This is a genomic window from Agrobacterium sp. ST15.13.013 (assembly GCF_027956525.1).
Taxonomy (GTDB): Bacteria; Pseudomonadota; Alphaproteobacteria; order Rhizobiales; family Rhizobiaceae; genus Agrobacterium; species Agrobacterium salinitolerans.
Genome location: NZ_JAQKGP010000008.1, coordinates 127,488 through 144,647 on the forward strand (window position 1 = coordinate 127,488; position 17,160 = coordinate 144,647).

Genomic DNA, 17,160 nt, shown 5'->3' on the forward strand with positions numbered 1-17,160 from the left:
CTGCCTTCGAATTCTGCATGACAGGTGACACCGTGATCCGCCATATCGTCTTTTTCACTGTTCCCGAGGAAAACCGCGACGCCGTGCGCAGGGGGCTTTCCGGCCTGACCGCGATACCGCATTCGCTGAAGCTGGAAATCGGCGAGAACGTGAAGAAGGACCAATGGGGCAATTCGGTCGATTTCATCGTCTATGGCGAGTTTGAAAACGAGGCGGCGCTCGCCGCTTACAAGGCCGATCCCGCTTATGATCTTTCGACCCGCACGGTAAAGCCGCTGCGCGAGACCCGCGTCGCCGCCGATTTCGACAGCGATACGGCGGTGAAAGCCCCGATCCGGTAAACGTCCGGTTTCGCCGAAGTTGGCGCGAGATATTGCCGCTGTGCGGACGGGGTGCCTCACGCGCGACGTCATCCTTGGGCTTGTCCCAAGGATCTGATCACGTCCAATAAAATCGAGACGTTGCAGATGCTCGGGACAGGCCCGAGCATGACGAAAGAGAGCTTTCAGGACTTCGTCAGAAATGTCAGGGTCTAGCCTGTCGGTGAAAACCCCACGCGGGCGACGCCGCAGGACTCGACGCCGCGCGCCATCAAAACAAGGACAACTCCATGCGATTTCCCTTCTCCCTGCCGTGGCTGCGCCCGGCGGATGGCAGAGCCGCGCCTGAAAGCCGGAAAATGGCCGATGGCTTCATGGCGGTTGCCGTGCAGGGCGGGCAGGCCTTCTGGTCGGGCCGGTCCTATGCCGCGCTTGCCCGCGAAGGCTTCATGAAAAACCCGGTCGCGCACCGGGCCGCCCGCATGGTGGCGGAGGCGTCGGCCTCGGTCCGCTGGCTGCTTTATGATGGCGATGAGGAACTGACCGATCACCCGCTTTTGGCGTTGCTTCTAAAACCGAGCGCCCATATGGGCGGGCCGGATTTTTTTGAGGCGCTTTATGGCCACCTCATGCTCGCCGGAAACGCCTATATCGAGCCGTTGACGGTGGGCGGGCGGCTGCGAGAGCTGCATCTTCTGCGGCCCGACCGGGTCAGCATCGTCGAAGGGCCGGATGGTTGGCCGGTGGCCTATGACTACCGCGCCGAGGGCCGCGCCTCCCGCCACATCGCCGTCGAGCGCGACGGGCTGGGGCTTCTGCATGTGAAACTTTTCCATCCGCTCGATGATCGGGCGGGTTTTGCGCCGCTCGCCTCCGCGGGTGCGGCGCTCGATCTCCACAATGCCGCGAGCCATTGGAACAAGCGCCTGCTCGACAATTCCGCCCGGCCTTACGGGGCGCTGGTCTATCAGCCGAAGGAGGGCGGCAATCTCTCCACCGAGCAATATGAGCGGCTGAAGCGTGAACTGGAGGAAGGCTATCAGGGCGCGATGAATGCCGGCCGTCCGCTGCTGCTGGAGGGCGGGCTTGACTGGAAGGCCATGGGTCTTTCGCCGCGCGACATGGATTTTCTGGAGGCCCGCAACGGGGCGGCGCGCGATATCGCGCTTTCGCTCGGCGTGCCGCCGATGCTGATCGGCATTCCCGGCGACAATACCTATGCCAATTACCAGGAGGCGAACCGCGCCTTTTATCGCCTCACCGTGCTGCCGCTGGTTTATCGCACGGCGGCACGGCTCTGCGGCTGGCTTTCTCCGGTCTTCGGCCCGGGGTTGAGGCTCGAACCCGATCTCGACAAGATTGCCGGGCTTGCCGGCGAGCGGGATGCGCTCTGGTCTCGCATCGGTGCGGCCTCGTTCCTGAGCGACGAGGAAAAGCGCGAAGCCGTCGGTTATTGATCGCCGTCCGGCGGGATCGAAACCCCGGTTTCCTGTTCAATCATTTTCTGAAGAACCGGACTCTCTTTGTGAGGTGTTCCGCCCAAGCTTCTCCGAAGATTCGCAAAATCACCCGGCGCAGGCACGCAAAAAACGCCTGCGTGCGACGCGGCGCGTCCGCCCGATGACAACATCCTAGAACGGAATGATTACCCATGTCTGAATTCGCCAATGAGGCCGGCATCTGGGCCGCCCGCATCACCGGCGCCGTGGCGGGCGCGGGTGTATCGCTCGTTTATCTCCTGCCGAAAAGCAAACGCGAGGCTGCGAGCCGGTTCATCACCGGCGTTTCCTGCGGCATGATCTTCGGCGGGCCTATCGGCTTGTGGATCGTGCAGCAGCTCGATATCGCCGGCGCGCTTTCGGGCCGGGAAATCATGGTGGCGGGTTCCGCCGCCGCCAGCATGGGCGCGTGGTGGGGGCTGGGCCTGCTGGTGCGCATCGCCGACCGCTACAGCGCCCGTCCACGCGGCTGACATTCCTCTTCACATCGCAGGAGTTACCCATGCACGTCTATCGCGGGCCGCGTCCCGCCACGCGCAAATTCGCCAGTCTGGAGCTGCGCGGCATAACCGTCGACGGCACCTTTTCCGGTTATGCCAGCGTTTTCGGCGAGGTCGATCTCGGTCAGGATGTCATCGAGCGCGGCGCTTTCCGCCGCTCCATCGAGGAGCGGGGCGCAGCCGGCATCCGCATGCTCTACCAGCACGATCCGGCCGAGCCTATCGGCGCCTGGCGCACCATCCGCGAAGACGAGCGCGGCCTTTATGTCGAGGGCGTTCTCGCCCCCGGCGTTGCCCGCTCCCGCGAGGTGCATTCGCTGATGAAGACCGGGGCGCTGGACGGGCTGTCCATCGGCTTTCGCACCGTACGTTCCGGCAAGGCGGCGAACCAGGGTGTCCGGCGCATTCTGGAAGCCGATCTGTGGGAAATCTCGGTCGTGACCTTTCCGATGCTGCCCTCGGCGCGGGTTTCCGACGTCAAGCATGCCCGCTTCTTCCGCGACCGCGAGACCGAACTGGTGCGCAGCATGCGCCGCGCCGCCCGCTCGCTGTTCGACACAACCTTCAAACGCTGACCGCAAAGATATCAACGAACAAGGAAAACCAGATGACGGAACAGATGACGAAACCAGCCCCGATGACCGCCGCGCCGCAGGTGAAGGCCGTACCCGATACGGTGACGGCCGCCTTCGACGAGTTCATGGAGGCTTTCGAGGTCTTCCGCGAAACCAACGATCAGCGGCTTGCCGATATCGAGCGCAAGATGGGCTCTGATGTCGTGACCCGCGACAAGCTCGACCGCATCGATAGGGCGCTCGACGACAACCGCAAAATCATGGACGACCTGGCGCTCAAGAAAGCGCGCCCCGCGCTTGGCCGCAAGGATGCGCTTTCCCACGATGCCGAGGAACACAAGGCCGCTTTCGAGGCCTATATCCGTCGCGGCGAGGAGGGCGCGCTGCGCGATCTGGAGGCCAAGGCCTTTGCCGGTTCGACCGGGGCCGATGGCGGTTTTCTGCTGCCGAACGAGACGGATGGCGAGATCGGCCGGCGCATGACGGCGATTTCGCCGATCCGGGCGCTGGCGACCGTGCGGCAGGTTTCGGCCGCCGTTTTGAAGAAACCCTTCTCGCCCGGCGGCATGACGACCGGCTGGGTTTCCGAGACGGCGGCACGCCCGCAGACGGCAACGCCGCAGCTTGCCGAACTGTCCTTTCCGACCATGGAGCTCTACGCCATGCCGGCCGCGACTCAAGGGTTGCTGGATGACGCGGCAGTCGATATCGAAGCCTGGATCGCCTCCGAAGTTGACATTGCTTTTGCCGAACAGGAGGCCGCCGCCTTCATCGCCGGCGATGGCGTGAACAAGCCCAAGGGTTTCCTCTCCTACACCGCTGTCGCCAATGATGGCTGGAGCTGGGGCAATATCGGGTATGTCGCGACTGGCGTTTCGGCCGGTTTCGCCTCCGCCGGGCCGATGGATGTGCTGCTCGACGCCGCCTATGCGCTCAAAGCCGGCCACCGCCAGAACGGCACCTTCCTGATGAACCGCAAAACGCAAGGGGCGCTGCGCCGGTTCAAGGATACCAGCGGCGCCTATCTCTGGCATCCGCCGGCCGCCGCCGGCCAGCCGGCCTCGCTGATGGGCTTTCCGGTGACGGAAGCGGAGGACATGCCGAACGTGGCGGCCAACAGCTTTGCCATCGCCTTTGGCGATTTCCGCGCCGGCTATCTCGTCGTTGACCGCACCGGGGTGCGCATCCTGCGCGATCCCTATTCGGCCAAACCTTACGTGTTGTTCTACACCACCAAACGCGTGGGCGGCGGCGTGCAGAATTTCGAGGCGATCAAGCTGGTGAAATTCGGGGTGAATTGAACCTCGACGGTGCCGCTCCTTTCTTCTCCCCCACGGGGAGAAGAAATTCGTTGCGCCCGCTCGCTCATCCAGCCTTTATTGCCGTCACCCCGGAGACCCCATGACCTATGCCCTCATTCATCCGCCGCAGGCGGAGCCGCTGACGCTTGCCGAGGCGAAGGCGCATCTGCGTCTCGACAGCGGCGATGAGGACGCGCTTCTTGCCGCGCTCATCCGCACCGCCCGCGAGCATCTGGAACGCACGACCGGACTTTGCCTGATCCGCCAGACCTGGCGGCTTTATCTCGACCGGTGGCCTGAGAACGGTGTGATTCTGATTGGCAGGACACCGGTGCAAGCCATCGAAACCATACTGGTTTTTGACGGCGAGGGGCGCCCGGCGGACATTGCCGCCGGGGAAAAATTGCTCGATGGCGCGGCGCGTCCCGCAAGGCTGTGGCTGCGCGATCCGCCAGCCCCTGGACGGGCGATGAACGGCATCGAGATCGATTTCATTGCCGGCTACGGCGAAGCGGGAACGGATGTGCCCGATACGCTGAAACGCGCCATGCTGATACATGTGGCGCAGATGTTCGCACTTCGCGGCGCGGTCGCCCCGGAAAACCAGCCCGCCGCTGTTCCCGCCGGCTACGAGCGGCTGGTGGCGCCCTTCTGCCGTCTGGGGCTTTGAGACATGAACCTTGTTTTTCTCGATCCCGGCAGGCTGACCGCGCGGCTGGAACTGGAGGTGCGGACCGAAACGCCGGACGGGCAGGGCGGTGCTGCGGAAAGCTGGAGTTTCCTGCGGTCGCTCTGGGCTGCGATCGAACCCCTTTCCGAGGCATCTCATGAAAGGGCCTCGGCCGAGGGCGTGACGATCACCCACCGCGTCTGGCTGGCTTACCGTGGCGACATCGCCCCCGGCATGCGCTTTCGCAAGGGCCGCCGCATTCTGGCGATCCGGGCGGTCATTGACCCGGATGAAACACGCCGCTTCATCGTCTGCCGCTGTGAGGAGGAAAGCCGATGAGCGCCGCAAACCTGCTTCTTCAGGCGATTTTCGCGCGACTGACGGGCGATGCGGCGCTGACGGCGCTCATTCCCGGCGGTGTCGTCGACCGGCTTCTGCCGCGCGCGGTTCTGCCGTGCATCGTTATCGATGATCTCGAAAGCCGTGACTATTCGACGGCGACGGAAAGGGCCGAGGAGCATTTCCTGTCACTGCATATATGGAGCGGCGCCAATGGCCGCAGGGGTGCAGGCGAAATCGTCGACCGGGTGACGATCCTGCTCGATGATGCCGCGCTGCCGATTGCCGGCGTCTCTCTCGTCAACCTGCGGCTTCTTTCCAGCCGCTCGAGGCGCGAGGCGAAGTCCCGGAACTTCATCGCGGAGATGCGTTTCAGGGCGGTGACGGAGTAGCGCCCTTTCAGGCGCTTTGCCTGCGTACGGTTTTCCACAGAAGGACAAGCAGCACGAACGAAATGGCGATCAGCACGGCGGCGATGCCAAGCATGGCCGCCACCCCGCCGCGCTCCAGCGCCAGCGTGAAAATAACGGGTGCAACGGCGATGGCGAGGTTCTGCGGCAGCGAGATGCGCGCCGCCTGAAGACCGTATTCCCCCGGGGAAAACACCGCCAGCGGCAAAACGGCCCGGCTGACGGTGAGCACGCCGGCGCCGAAACCGAAAAACACGATGAAGCCGATGAAGGCCGGTATGGCCGGGGCAAAGGCCAGCAACAGCAGCAGCGACAGGAGCAGAAGACAGAGGCCGATCATGGCGGTAAGAAAGGGACCGCCGCGTTTTCCCAGCAGGAAATCCAGCCCGCGCGCCGTAATTGCCAGCAGGCTGCGCGCCGATGCCAGCTGCACCGCAAGCGATTGCGTTGCGCCCGCCTGAACCAGCAGCAGCGGCAAGAGCGGCGACAGGCCGAAGGTCGTAAAGGCGCTGATTGTCGTCATGGCCGCCAGAAGCAGAAAAGCCCGGCGTGTATCGACCGGCGAAGACGAAGGAGCGTCGGATGTCTGCCGATGCGATTCCTTGTGGGGCGGACGGGCGGGAAGGACAAAGAGATAGAGGGGCAGAAGCACGAATATCTGCAGGCAGGCATAAAGCAGAAGTGTGCCGCGCCAAGCGAGATGCTGTTCAACAAACGCGGTGAGGGGCAGAAAAACCGCCCCCGAAAGCCCGGTGAACAGCATCAGAAGCGTCAGCAACCGGCCGCTTTCCGCGCCCACGCGCTCCACCACCGCCGTATGGGCAGCCGTCGTCAACCCGCAGGTCGCGGCCAGACCCATGACGGCCCAGCCGAAAAGATAGCTTGCGATATCGCTCGAAACGGCAAGCACGGCAAAACCGACGGCGAACAGCACGGAACCGGCCGTCAGCACGGGGGCCGCGCCACGGCGGACGAGCATTCTTCCCAGCAGCGGGCCGCAAAGCGCGCTGATCAGCATCATGATGGTGAGGCCGGCAAAAACGACCTCATTGCCGATCGCCAGTTCGCCGCCAATGCGCGGCGCAAGAACGGCCAGCATATCGAAACCGGTGCCCCAACTCACGATCTGCCCGAGCGCAAGCACGCCGATAAGGCGCGCGCGGGACGTCAGGGTGGCAGCCTGGGACATGGCAAGATCGCTGAATGCGAGAGGAAGAAATATTTTTGGTCGCAGGCCCGCAACACCCTGCAACCGCAATCGAAACGGAAGGAAACATGATGGTGGCGCAGAAGGGCAAGGATTTTCTGCTGAAATTCAACAATACCGGAACATATGTCACTGTTGCCGGGCTCAGAACCAAGCGGCTGGCCTTCAACGCCCAGGCGGTGGACATTACCGATGGGGAAAGCGCCGGTCGCTGGCGCGAGTTGCTGGCGGGTGCTGGCGTGCAGAGAGCCGCTCTGACGGCGTCGGGCATCTTCAAGGATGCGGCTAGCGATGCACTGGTGCGCGGCGCATTTTTCGCCGGCACCATTCCGGGCTGGCAGATCGTCATTCCCGATTTCGGCACCATTGCCGGCCCGTTTCAGATCGTGGCGCTCGAATATTCCGGCCGCCACGATGGCGAGGTGCAATTCGAGATCGCGCTGGAATCGGCCGGTCTTCTCAATTTCGGAGCGTTGTGATGGCTGAGCGTTTGCGTTACGGGCGGGCGAACCGCCATCGCGGCGAGATCGAAGCGCTGATCGACGGCGAAAGGCGCATTCTCTGCCTGACGCTCGGGGCTCTCGCCGAACTCGAAACCGCCTTTGCAGCCGAGGACCTCACCGCGCTCGCCGAACGTTTCGCGAGCGGCCGCATGAAGGCGGCCGACATGATTAGAGTGATAGGCGCGGGCCTGCGAGGTGCGGGCAATGTCTTTTCCGACGACGATGTGGCCGCCGCCACGGTGGAAGGCGGCATTGCCGGCCATGCCGCCATTGTCGCCGATCTTCTGACCGCGACCTTCGGCGGCCTGAAAGGTGAGACGCCACCGGACCCTTGAGCGCCGCAGCAGGCGAAGCGACGCTGCGCCCGTTCCCCTGGGAGGCGGTTGTCCATGCCGGCTTCTGCCTGCTGCGGCTCTCCTCAGAAACCTTCTGGCGGCTGACCCCGCGGGAATTCTTCGCGATGACGGGCGGCAACGCCGTTCCCCGCGGCCCCGACCGTCCGGCGATGGAAGCGATGATGCGGCGGTTTCCGGATCGGTGAGTTAATTCCCTAAAACGATCAAGCATTTCAAAAATTTATGGTTCCGATTTGAATCAGAAAGGCAAGCGCGATGGCGGGCGAAGGATCGATGGCGGAGAACCGGCAAGAGGCGGAGGCGCTGTCCGAGGCGATGGGCGATCTCGAACGCCGGTCCGAGCGGTTCGGGGCGGCCCTGTCCTCGGCCCTGCAGGCGGCGACGGCGGGCGGCAAAGGGCTGGACGACGTCTTGCGCGGGTTGGGGCAGCGGTTGTCCGGCATTGCGCTCTCTGCCGGTCTGAAACCGCTTGAGGGCATGATTGGCAATGCCGTCAGCGGGCTGTTGAGCGGCGGCGGTTCGCTGTTCGCCTTTGCCGATGGCGGTGTGCCGGGACGCGGCATCACGCCCTTTGCCGATGGCGGCGTCGTTTCCAGCCCCGCCTTTTTTCCGATGGGCGGCGGGCTTGGCCTGATGGGCGAGGCGGGGGCGGAAGCGATCCTGCCGCTGAAGCGCGGTTCGGATGGCGCTCTCGGCGTTGCCGCGCCGTCGGGCGGCGGCGGGGCGCAGATCGTTTTTAACGTGACGGCGACGGATGCTGCGAGCTTTCGGAAAAGCGAAGGCCAGATCGCCGCCATGCTGGCGCGTAGCGTCGGGCGCGGCCAGCGCGGATTGTGACGCGCTCTTTTCCCAGACCACAGAAAAGAATCCAGGAACAACGACATGGCGGCATTTCATGAAGTGCGGTTTCCGCTGCGGCTTGCGCTCGGCGTCAGCGGCGGGCCGGTGCGCCGAACGGATATCGTTAACCTCTCCAATGGCCGCGAAAGCCGCAACCAGCGCTGGAGGAACGCCAGACGCAGCTATGACGCCGGGTCCGGTATCCGCTCCGTCGCCGATCTTTATGAGGTGCTTGCCTTTTTCGAGGCGCGGCGCGGCGAACTATATGGCTTTCGTTTTCGCGACCCTGTGGATTTCAAATCCTGTCCGCCGGGGAAGACGCCCGCCGCGACCGATCAGAAGATCGGCACCGGTGACGGGACGACAGCAGATTTTCACTTGCGGAAGATCTATGCCGATGCGGGCGGCGCGTTCTCCCGGCGGATCGAGAAGCCGGTCGAAGGCTCGGTCATGGTTTCGGTCGAGGGGGTGAAGGTCGAAGCGGCCGATGTGGCGGTCGATCATGTAACCGGCATGATCGTGTTCCGGGCGGGGCGGGTTCCGCACGCCGGCGCCGCGATCCGCGCCGGTTTCGAATTCGACGTGCCGGTCCGCTTCGGGATCGACCGTATCGACGTGAATCTGACCGCTTTCGAGGCGGGCCGCATTCCCTCCATTCCACTGATGGAAATCCTGCCATGAAAACCATTCCCGCCGCGCTTGCGGAGCATCTCAAGGCCGATGCGACGACGACATGCCATTGCTGGAAGGTGACACTGAAAGATGGTGCGGTGATTGGTTTTACCGATCATGACGAGGCGATTTCGTTTGCCGGCACCTCCTACCTTGCCGCCAGTGGCTTTTCTGCCAGCGATAGCGAGGGCGAAACGGGGCTCGGCGCAGGCGTCGGGGAGGTGGCGGGTGGTTTTTCGAGCGAGGCGATTGCCGAGGGCGATCTGGCCGCCGGACGTTTCGATGGCGCGAGAGTGGAGCTTTTCCTCGTCAACTGGCAGGCGCCCGAGCAGCATGTGCTGCTGAACAGGCGCGAGATTGGCGAGGTGACGCGGGCCGGCGGGGCGTTTCGCGCCGAGCTGCGCAGCCTCGCCCACCGTCTCAGCCAGCCGCAGGGCAGGGTCTATGGGCGGCGCTGCGACGCCGCCCTTGGCGACGGGCGTTGCGGCGTCGATCTGGCGCGCTTTACCGGGCACGGCCGCGTGGCGGCGGTGGACGCCTCGGGCGGCCTGATCGTCTCCGGGCTAGATGCCTTTGCCGATGGTTTTTTCAGCCGGGGGAAGCTGCGTTTTCTGACCGGTCCGCTCGCCGGCAAGGGGTTTGATCTCGACGGGGAAGAGCGGCGTGACGGTGGCGTTCTTCTGTCCTTCTGGCTGCCGCCGGAACAGCCGCCTTTGCCGGGAGATGCGTTTTCCGTCACCGCCGGCTGCGACAAGAGTTTTTCCACCTGCCGGGCAAAATTCGCCAACCATCTGAATTTTCGTGGTTTTCCGCATCTTCCGGGGTCGGATTTTGCCTATTCCTATTCCTATGCCGCAGGCGGCGAGAGCCATGACGGCGGGGCGCTGTTTTCATGAGCGATACCGGCGAAAGAGTGCTGGCGCTTGCCGAAGGCTGGATCGGCACGCCCTATCGGCATCAGGCTTCGTTGAAGGGTGTCGGTTGCGATTGCCTCGGCCTCATTCGCGGCGTCTGGCGAGACCTTTACGGCCTCGAACCGGAATTGCCGCCGCCCTATGCGCCCGATTGGGCCGAACGCGGCGGCGAGGACCGGCTGATGGCGGCGGCAAGACGCCATTTTCCGGCGGTGTCGGGCATGGAAGAGGCAAGGCCGGGAGACCTGCTCCTGTTTCGCTGGCGGGCCGATGCGGCGGCCAAACATCTCGGCATTCTGGCCGGGCCGCAGCATTTCATCCATGCCTATGAACAGGCGGCGGTCGTGCGTTCGGCGCTGGTGCCGGGCTGGCGGCGGCGCATCGCCGGCGTTTTCCGTTTTCCCGATCCCTGATTTTTCGAGGCAAGCATGGCGACAATCGTTTTTCAGGCGGCGGGCGCGGCACTCGGCGGCATTTTCGGTCCTTTGGGCGCAGTAATCGGCCGGGCGGCCGGGGCGCTGGCGGGCAATGCCATCGACCGCACGCTGCTTTCCAACGGGCGGACGGTAACGGGCGCGCGGCTCTCGACCGCGCGCATTCCGGGGGCGGATGAGGGCGCGGCGATCAACCGGCTTTATGGCGCAGCAAGGATCGGCGGCACGCTGATCTGGGCGACGCGTTTTGAAGAAGGCGTCGAGGTGGAGCGCCGTGGCGGCAAGGGCAACCGTGGCCCGAAGGTCGAAACCTTCAGTTATTTTGCCAACGTCGCCATCGGCCTTTGCGAAGGTGAGGCGGCCATGGTGCGGCGTGTCTGGGCCGATGGGCGGGAGTTGGACCTGAGCGCCATCGAGATGCGTTTTTATCCCGGCAGCGAGACACAAATGCCCGATCCGTTGATCGAGGCGAAGCAGGGGGGCGGGCAATGCGCCGGCCTTTCGCGGACTGGCCTATGTGGTCTTCGAACGCCTGCCGCTCGACGGCTTCGGCAACCGCATTCCGCTGATGCAGTTCGAAGTGGTGCGGCCTGTCGGGCGGCTGGAAAAATCCATCCGCGCCATCACCGTCATTCCTGGCGCCACCGAGCATGGATACGCCACCGCGCAGGTTTGCGAACGCACGGGCATCGGCCAAAGCCGCATCATGAACCGCAACGGCCTGACCGCTTCGACCGACTGGCAGGCGGCAATCGACGAATTGCAGGCGCTCTGCCCCAATCTTGAGAGCGTGGCGCTGGTGGTGAGCTGGTTCGGCACGGATATGCGGGCGGGGGAATGCCGCATTCTGCCGGGCGTGGAAGTGGTCGGTCGGGATGGGGAAACCACGCCATGGTCGGTCGCCGGCCTGTCGCGCGATGAGGCGCATCCTGTCAGCCATCATGGCGGCGGCCCGGCCTATGGCGGCACGCCGAACGACGAAAGCGTGTTGCAGGCGATAGCCGATCTCAGGGCGCGCGGCCTTCGGGTGTGCCTTTACCCCTTCGTGATGATGGATGTTCCCATCGGCAATCGGCTGCCGGACCCCTATGGCAAAAGCGAGCAGGACGCCTATGCCTGGCGCGGGCGCATCACCTGCTTTCCCGCCCCCGGCAAAGCCGGCTCTGCGGATCGCAGCGCGGGTGCAAGGGCGCAGGTTTCCGCCTTCTGCAACCGCGATGAAGGCTACCGTCGCATGGTGCTGCACTATGCGGCGCTGGCGGCCCGGGCGGGTGGGGTGGATGCCTTCCTGATCGGCTCGGAGCTGCGTGGGCTGACGGCGCTGAGAGACGAGAACGACGCCTTTCCCTTCGTGGCGGAATTGGTACGGCTGGCGGGCGATGTGCGGGCGATATTGGGGCCGGCGGTGAAGCTGACCTATGCGGCGGACTGGAGCGAATATTTCGGCCACCAGCCGGCGGACGGCTCGGGCGACCTATTCTTCCATCTCGATCCGCTCTGGGCGAGCCCGAATATCGACGCCATCGGCATCGACAATTACATGCCGCTTTCCGACTGGCGCGACGGGGATTCCGCAAACGGCAATCCGGACGGCATGACCGGCCCGGACGATGTGAGCGCCTTGCGCCGCACTATTACGGCGGGAGAGGGGTTCGACTGGTATTATGCCAGCGATGCGGACCGCGCTGCGCGGCGGCGCACGACGATTACCGACGGGCTGAAGGGCAAGCCGTGGGTGTTCCGTTACAAGGACCTGCGCAACTGGTGGGGAAACCTCCACTACGACCGGGTGCGGGGTGTGGAGAAAACCACGCCGACGGCATGGGCGCCGCGCTCTAAGCCCATCTGGTTCACCGAACTCGGCTGCCCGGCGGTGGACAAGAGCGCGACGCGCCCCAATGTCTTTCCCGATCCGAAATCGGCGGAAAACGCCTTTCCCTATTTTTCCCGCCGCAATCGCGCCGACAGCCAGCAGCGACGGTTTCTGGAGGCGCATCTCGACCATTGGGGAAAGGGCGATGCGGCGATGGTCGATGCAGGCAGGGTCTATCTGTGGACCTGGGATGCAAGGCCCTTTCCCGCCTTTCCGCAGAATGGTGCGGCCTGGAGCGATGGTGGGAACTGGCGCACCGGCCACTGGCTGAACGGAAGGCTGGGCACGGCAACGCTTTCCGATACCATCGCCGCCATCCTCGCCGATCACGGCTTTTCCGACTTCGACGTTTCGGCCGTCAGCGGCGATCTGGGAGGTTATGTGCAGGGCGACGTGACCTCGGCCCGCAACCTCCTGGAGCCGCTGATGGCGGCGTTTCAGGTGGATGTGACGGAAGATGGCGGAACCCTGCGCTTCCGCTCCCGCAATACGGCGGTCTTGCCGGTGCGGGATATTGCCGTGCTGGCCGATCTCGAGGACGAGCCGCTCTGGTCGGAAAATCGCGGCCATGACAGCGATTTCGCGGCTGAAGCCGTGCTGACGTCTTTCAACCCGGCGCTGGATTACGAGCAGGCAAGTGTAAGGTCCCGCCGCATCGACAATGCCGGCAGCCGGGTGATGCGGCTCGATCTCAACGCTGCCCTGCCTGCGGAAACGGCGGAAGCCGCTGTCGAGGCGTTGTTGCGCGACAACCGGCAGGCTCGGCGCAGCCTGCGCTTTGCTCTGCCGCCTGGCGATATCGCGCTTGAACCGGGTGATTGTATTCGTCTGCCGGAAGGGGCTTTTCCACAGGCGCCGGCAGGGCGGTTTCTGGTCAGCCGGATCGAGGACGGCGCGGTGCGGCAGGTGGAGGCGCGGGCTTTTTCCGCTGTCTTTCCGGTCTTTGCCGGCGGCGCGGAGGAACGGCGCAGCAGCGGCGTAAGCGGAGCGGAAGGTTTCGCCCCGGAGGTGCTGTTTCTCGATCTGCCCTACCATGACGGCACTGCGCCGGAGGATTCGGCGCGGATTGCGGCGCTTGCCAAGCCCTGGCGCCCAATCATCATTTCCGCGTCGCCGGGCAGGGAAGGTTACCGGCAGCGCGTGCTGCTGGACCGGCCGGCGATGATCGGCGCGCTGGCGATGCCGTTGACATCGGGCCCTTCCGGCCGCTTCGACCGGAAAAACACCGTCTTCGTCGATCTGCCCTTCGGCGAGGTATCGTCGGCCGGGGAGCTTTCGGTGCTGAATGGCGACAACCGTCTCGCCATCAAGGCGGCGAACGGCGTGTGGGAAATCGTCGCCTTTGCAAAGGCCGAGGAAATAGCACCCGCACGCTGGCGGCTCTCCGCTCTTCTGCGGGGACTGGCCGGCACGGAAGATGCGCTCGCCGCAGGCGCGCCGAAAGGTGCGCCGGTGGTGGTTCTGGATGCGGCGGTGCGGCCTCTCGGTCTTGCCGCGAGCGAGCGCGGACGACGCCTGAACTGGATTGCGGAAGCTGCCGGAATGGCGGGCGCGCCAAGCGGTCCTTCTGCCTTCGAGGGCGGCTTGCGGGCGCTGACACCGCTCGCGCCGGTGCATCTTGCCGCCGAACGGCGCAGGGACGGCGTTTTCATCGGGTGGAAACGCCGGGGCCGGGTGGAGGCCGACGGCTGGGATGCGAGCGACATCCCGCTGGACGAACCCTTCGAGCTCTATCGCATCGAGGTGCTGGACGGCGAGACCGTGCGGAGGGTGGCGGAGGTTTCGCAACCCTTCTGGTTTTACGCCGCCGCAGACGAACTCACAGATTTCCCGGCATTGCGGGATCACATTTCCGTGCGTGTCCGAATGCTCGGTCGCGCGGTGCCCTCGGGCGTGGTGGCGCAGGCCACCCTCCCGATTTGACATATGCCTGAAAAACAACACAAAGGATGAGACGATGGACAGCACCAAAGCATGGTATCAATCGCGCACGATCTGGGGCGCCCTGGTCGCGGTTTTCGCACCGCTTTTCAGCATTGCCGGCCTCGATCTGCCCGCCGGTCTGCAAGGCGAACTTGCGGACGGGCTGGTGACGGTTGCGGGCGGAATCGGCGGTCTGGTCGCACTTTACGGCCGTCTTTCGGCGACCAGCGCCATTCGCTGACAGCGCCCACGACGCCGCCGTTCCCGCCATGCGCCCATGCGGCGGGGGCGGCATTCATTTGCCATTCAGACGCTTTGCGCTACATATTCGCTCACAATAAGGTTCGAGACGCACCCGGTTTTTGGAAGTTTGTAGAATGGCATCACCTCTCATCATCGCGACGCTTGCAGCCGGGCTTTCCGGTTTCACGGCGCCCGAGGCTGATCTGCAGGGCCATTACATTCTGGCGGCGAGCGATTGCGGCGCAGCCGTCGCCCGCGTGGTGCGCGAAACCGGTGGTCAGCTGCTTTCGGTCTATCCTTCCGGTGACGGTCAGTCCTGTGTCGTCACCGTTCTCGTCCAGGGCAATGGCGAACGCCCGCGTAAGGTAACGATGCGCGTGCCGATGTAGCTTGCCCGCATCGCCGAAATATCGGAAAACAACCCGACACATGTAGCATGACCGGCCACCCGCGTGGGCCGGGACGGAAGGAAAGGGCGGACAATGCGTATTCTCGTTGTTGAGGACGATGCCAATCTCAATCGTCAGCTGACCGATGCGCTGAAAGAAGCCGGTTATGTTGTCGATCAGGCATTCGACGGCGAGGAAGGCCATTACCTCGGCGATACCGAGCCCTATGACGCCATCGTTCTCGATATCGGTCTGCCGCAGCTCGACGGCATCACCGTCGTTGAAAAATGGCGTGCGGCCGGCAAGGCCATGCCGGTGCTCATCCTCACCGCCCGCGACCGCTGGAGCGACAAGGTCGCCGGCATCGATGCCGGCGCCGACGATTACGTCACCAAGCCTTTCCATGTCGAAGAAGTGCTTGCCCGCGTGCGCGCGCTCATCCGTCGCGCCGCCGGCCACGCCTCCTCCGAACTCGTCTGCGGCCCTGTCCGGCTCGACACCAAATCCTCCAAGGCGACCGTCAACGGCACGACGCTGAAGCTCACCTCGCACGAGTTCCGGCTCCTGTCCTATCTCATGCACCACATGGGCGAGGTCGTCTCGCGCACGGAGCTGGTAGAGCACATGTACGATCAGGATTTCGACCGCGATTCCAACACGATCGAGGTGTTTGTCGGACGTTTGCGCAAGAAGATCGGGGTTGATCTGATCGAGACGATCCGTGGTCTCGGTTACCGGATGCAAGCGCCGGCAGATGCGAAGTAATTCCCTCACCGCCCGCGTTCTGCTGCTCGCCTCGCTCTGGTCGGTGCTGGCGCTGGTGGTGATCGCCGTCGTGATCTCGACGCTTTATCGGCAGGGAGTGGAGCGCAGCTTCACCGATCTTCTGCGGGCGCAGCTTTATAACGTCATCAATTCCGTGACGATTTCCAACGAGAACACGCTGGCCGGCAGCCCGCAGCTCGGCGATCTGCGCTTTTCGCAACCCGATACCGGCTGGTACTGGGTTGTCGAGCCGCTCGGCAATTTTCAGACCGCGCCACTGGTGTCATCGTCGCTCGGCGTCTCCACTTTGCCGGTGCCGAGCATTCTCGATGCGCCCTTCGACAACCGCTATGAGCGCTTTTATGCCGTGACCGACGAGGCGGGCAATCAGGTGCGCGTGGCGGAAACCGAAGTCGTGCTGGATGGCGAAGGGCGCGCGGCGCGTTTCCGTGTCTCCGGCAATCTGAACGTCGTGGAAGACGATGTGCGCGATTTCTCCAACAGCCTTTATCTGGCGCTCGCCGTTTTCGGTGTCGGCAGTCTCGTCGTCAACGGCCTTGCCATTCTCTACAGTCTGCGGCCGCTCGATCAGGCCCGCGTGGCGCTCGGCAAGATCAGGGGCGGGGAGGCGGAAAGCCTCGAAGGCGAATTCCCGCGTGAAATCCAGCCGCTGGCCAATGAGGTCAATGCGCTGATCGACAGCAATCGCCGCCTCGTGGAGCGCGCCCGCATGCAGGTCGGCAATCTGGCGCATTCGCTGAAGACGCCGATCGCCGTTCTTCTGAACGAGGCCCGCACGCTGGAGCCGCAGCATGGCGATCTGGTGCGGGCGCAGGCAGATGCCATGCAGGCGCAGGTGCAATCCTATCTCTCCCGCGCCCGCATCGCGGCCCAGCGCGGCTCGATCCTTGCCCGCGTCGAAGCGGAGCCGGCGCTGGAACGGCTGGTGCGGGTGATGCGCCGTCTGAACCCGGACAAGCAGTTCATTCTGAACATTGACGAGGCCGGCGCCGTGCTCGGTATGGAACAGCAGGATCTGGAAGAGGTCGTCGGCAATCTCCTCGAAAATGCCGCGCGGTTTGCCCAGGCGCGTGTGGTCATCACGCTCGCCGCTGGCACGCACCCGTCCCCCGATGCGGAAATCGCCCGTCGCGCCTGGGTGGAACTGACGGTGGAGGATGACGGACCGGGGCTTGAGCCGGAACAGATAAGCGAAGCGATGAAGCGCGGGCGGCGGCTGGACGAGAGCCGGCCGGGCACGGGCCTTGGATTGTCGATCGTTTCCGAGGTGGTGTCAGAGTACCATGGCCGCTTTTCGTTGTCGCGCAGCGGCATCGGTGGGCTGAAAGCCGATCTGATTTTGCCGGGCCTTTCGAAAGAGCTTGCGTGAGGCAAGAAAAAAGGCAAGAAATTCAATGGCGATATAT

At 64.2% G+C, this 17,160-nt stretch carries 20 protein-coding genes and 1 pseudogene; 20 read left to right on the forward strand and 1 reads right to left on the reverse strand.

Annotation, left to right across the window (positions count from 1 at the left end; all coding sequences use genetic code 11):
* Positions 1-32: 32 nt before the first annotated feature.
* The 8 genes from PL597_RS10740 (at position 33) to PL597_RS10775 (ending at position 5,596) form a co-directional block, all read left to right on the forward strand.
* Complete coding sequence (locus PL597_RS10740; RefSeq protein WP_003522330.1) at positions 33-341, forward strand: Dabb family protein; 309 nt, start codon at positions 33-35, stop codon at positions 339-341.
* A 269-nt stretch (positions 342-610) separates the two neighbouring features.
* A complete protein-coding gene (locus PL597_RS10745) occupies positions 611-1,777 on the forward strand; it encodes a phage portal protein (RefSeq protein WP_271365132.1) in 1,167 nt (388 codons plus the stop codon).
* Between the two features lie 194 nt (positions 1,778-1,971).
* Positions 1,972-2,292: a DUF6107 family protein gene (locus tag PL597_RS10750; protein WP_077982668.1), complete on the forward strand. Its 321-nt coding sequence runs from the start codon at positions 1,972-1,974 to the stop codon at positions 2,290-2,292.
* 29 nt (positions 2,293-2,321) lie between these two features.
* Positions 2,322-2,894: an HK97 family phage prohead protease gene (locus PL597_RS10755; protein ID WP_077982667.1), complete on the forward strand. Its 573-nt coding sequence runs from the start codon at positions 2,322-2,324 to the stop codon at positions 2,892-2,894.
* Positions 2,895-2,926: 32 nt separating this feature from the next.
* Positions 2,927-4,195: a phage major capsid protein gene (locus PL597_RS10760; RefSeq protein WP_271365133.1), complete on the forward strand. Its 1,269-nt coding sequence runs from the start codon at positions 2,927-2,929 to the stop codon at positions 4,193-4,195.
* A 100-nt stretch (positions 4,196-4,295) separates the two neighbouring features.
* Positions 4,296-4,865, forward strand: a complete 570-nt coding sequence (locus tag PL597_RS10765) for a head-tail connector protein (RefSeq protein WP_271365134.1) — start codon at positions 4,296-4,298, stop codon at positions 4,863-4,865.
* 3 nt (positions 4,866-4,868) lie between these two features.
* Positions 4,869-5,204: a phage head closure protein gene (locus PL597_RS10770; RefSeq protein ID WP_271365135.1), complete on the forward strand. Its 336-nt coding sequence runs from the start codon at positions 4,869-4,871 to the stop codon at positions 5,202-5,204.
* On the forward strand, positions 5,201-5,596 hold the full coding sequence (locus PL597_RS10775) for a DUF3168 domain-containing protein (protein WP_271365137.1): 396 nt from the start codon (positions 5,201-5,203) through the stop codon (positions 5,594-5,596). Before PL597_RS10770 ends, PL597_RS10775 begins: the two co-directional genes overlap by 4 nt.
* Positions 5,597-5,603: 7 nt before the next feature.
* Here PL597_RS10775 and PL597_RS10780 read toward each other — a convergent pair whose 3' ends face one another.
* Positions 5,604-6,803 (reverse strand): MFS transporter, encoded by a 1,200-nt coding sequence (locus PL597_RS10780; protein ID WP_271365138.1) that lies wholly within the window; start codon positions 6,801-6,803, stop codon positions 5,604-5,606.
* Positions 6,804-6,892: 89 nt separating this feature from the next.
* On the opposite strand from PL597_RS10780, the gene PL597_RS10785 reads away from it, so the two are divergent.
* The 12 genes and pseudogenes from PL597_RS10785 (at position 6,893) to PL597_RS10840 (ending at position 17,123) form a co-directional block, all read left to right on the forward strand.
* Positions 6,893-7,300: a phage major tail protein, TP901-1 family gene (locus PL597_RS10785; protein ID WP_142912623.1), complete on the forward strand. Its 408-nt coding sequence runs from the start codon at positions 6,893-6,895 to the stop codon at positions 7,298-7,300.
* Positions 7,300-7,659 carry a gene transfer agent family protein gene (locus tag PL597_RS10790; protein WP_077982662.1) on the forward strand — a complete coding sequence of 120 codons (360 nt, stop codon included), beginning with the start codon at positions 7,300-7,302 and terminating at the stop codon, positions 7,657-7,659. Before PL597_RS10785 ends, PL597_RS10790 begins: the two co-directional genes overlap by 1 nt.
* Complete coding sequence (locus tag PL597_RS10795; RefSeq protein WP_269825833.1) at positions 7,656-7,865, forward strand: rcc01693 family protein; 210 nt, start codon at positions 7,656-7,658, stop codon at positions 7,863-7,865. The genes PL597_RS10790 and PL597_RS10795 overlap by 4 nt, the downstream gene beginning before the upstream one ends.
* Positions 7,866-7,935: 70 nt before the next feature.
* Positions 7,936-8,517 (forward strand): phage tail tape measure protein, encoded by a 582-nt coding sequence (locus tag PL597_RS10800; protein WP_269833764.1) that lies wholly within the window; start codon positions 7,936-7,938, stop codon positions 8,515-8,517.
* Positions 8,518-8,562: 45 nt separating this feature from the next.
* Positions 8,563-9,201, forward strand: coding sequence for a TIGR02217 family protein (locus PL597_RS10805; protein WP_269824404.1), 639 nt, complete (start codon positions 8,563-8,565; stop codon positions 9,199-9,201).
* Positions 9,198-10,088, forward strand: a complete 891-nt coding sequence (locus PL597_RS10810; RefSeq protein ID WP_271365141.1) for a DUF2163 domain-containing protein — start codon at positions 9,198-9,200, stop codon at positions 10,086-10,088. The genes PL597_RS10805 and PL597_RS10810 overlap by 4 nt, the downstream gene beginning before the upstream one ends.
* Positions 10,085-10,519 (forward strand): C40 family peptidase, encoded by a 435-nt coding sequence (locus PL597_RS10815; protein WP_173988463.1) that lies wholly within the window; start codon positions 10,085-10,087, stop codon positions 10,517-10,519. The genes PL597_RS10810 and PL597_RS10815 overlap by 4 nt, the downstream gene beginning before the upstream one ends.
* 15 nt (positions 10,520-10,534) lie before the next feature.
* Positions 10,535-14,336, forward strand: a pseudogene (locus tag PL597_RS10820) (baseplate multidomain protein megatron).
* A gap of 34 nt (positions 14,337-14,370) precedes the next feature.
* Positions 14,371-14,577, forward strand: a complete 207-nt coding sequence (locus PL597_RS10825; protein WP_035262738.1) for a hypothetical protein — start codon at positions 14,371-14,373, stop codon at positions 14,575-14,577.
* A gap of 136 nt (positions 14,578-14,713) precedes the next feature.
* Positions 14,714-14,968: a hypothetical protein gene (locus tag PL597_RS10830; protein ID WP_003497070.1), complete on the forward strand. Its 255-nt coding sequence runs from the start codon at positions 14,714-14,716 to the stop codon at positions 14,966-14,968.
* A gap of 93 nt (positions 14,969-15,061) precedes the next feature.
* Positions 15,062-15,733: a response regulator transcription factor gene (locus PL597_RS10835; RefSeq protein ID WP_006311298.1), complete on the forward strand. Its 672-nt coding sequence runs from the start codon at positions 15,062-15,064 to the stop codon at positions 15,731-15,733.
* Entirely contained in the window at positions 15,723-17,123 is a 1,401-nt protein-coding gene (locus PL597_RS10840; RefSeq protein WP_137409984.1) for an ATP-binding protein, read from the forward strand. The genes PL597_RS10835 and PL597_RS10840 overlap by 11 nt, the downstream gene beginning before the upstream one ends.
* Positions 17,124-17,160: the final 37 nt, after the last annotated feature.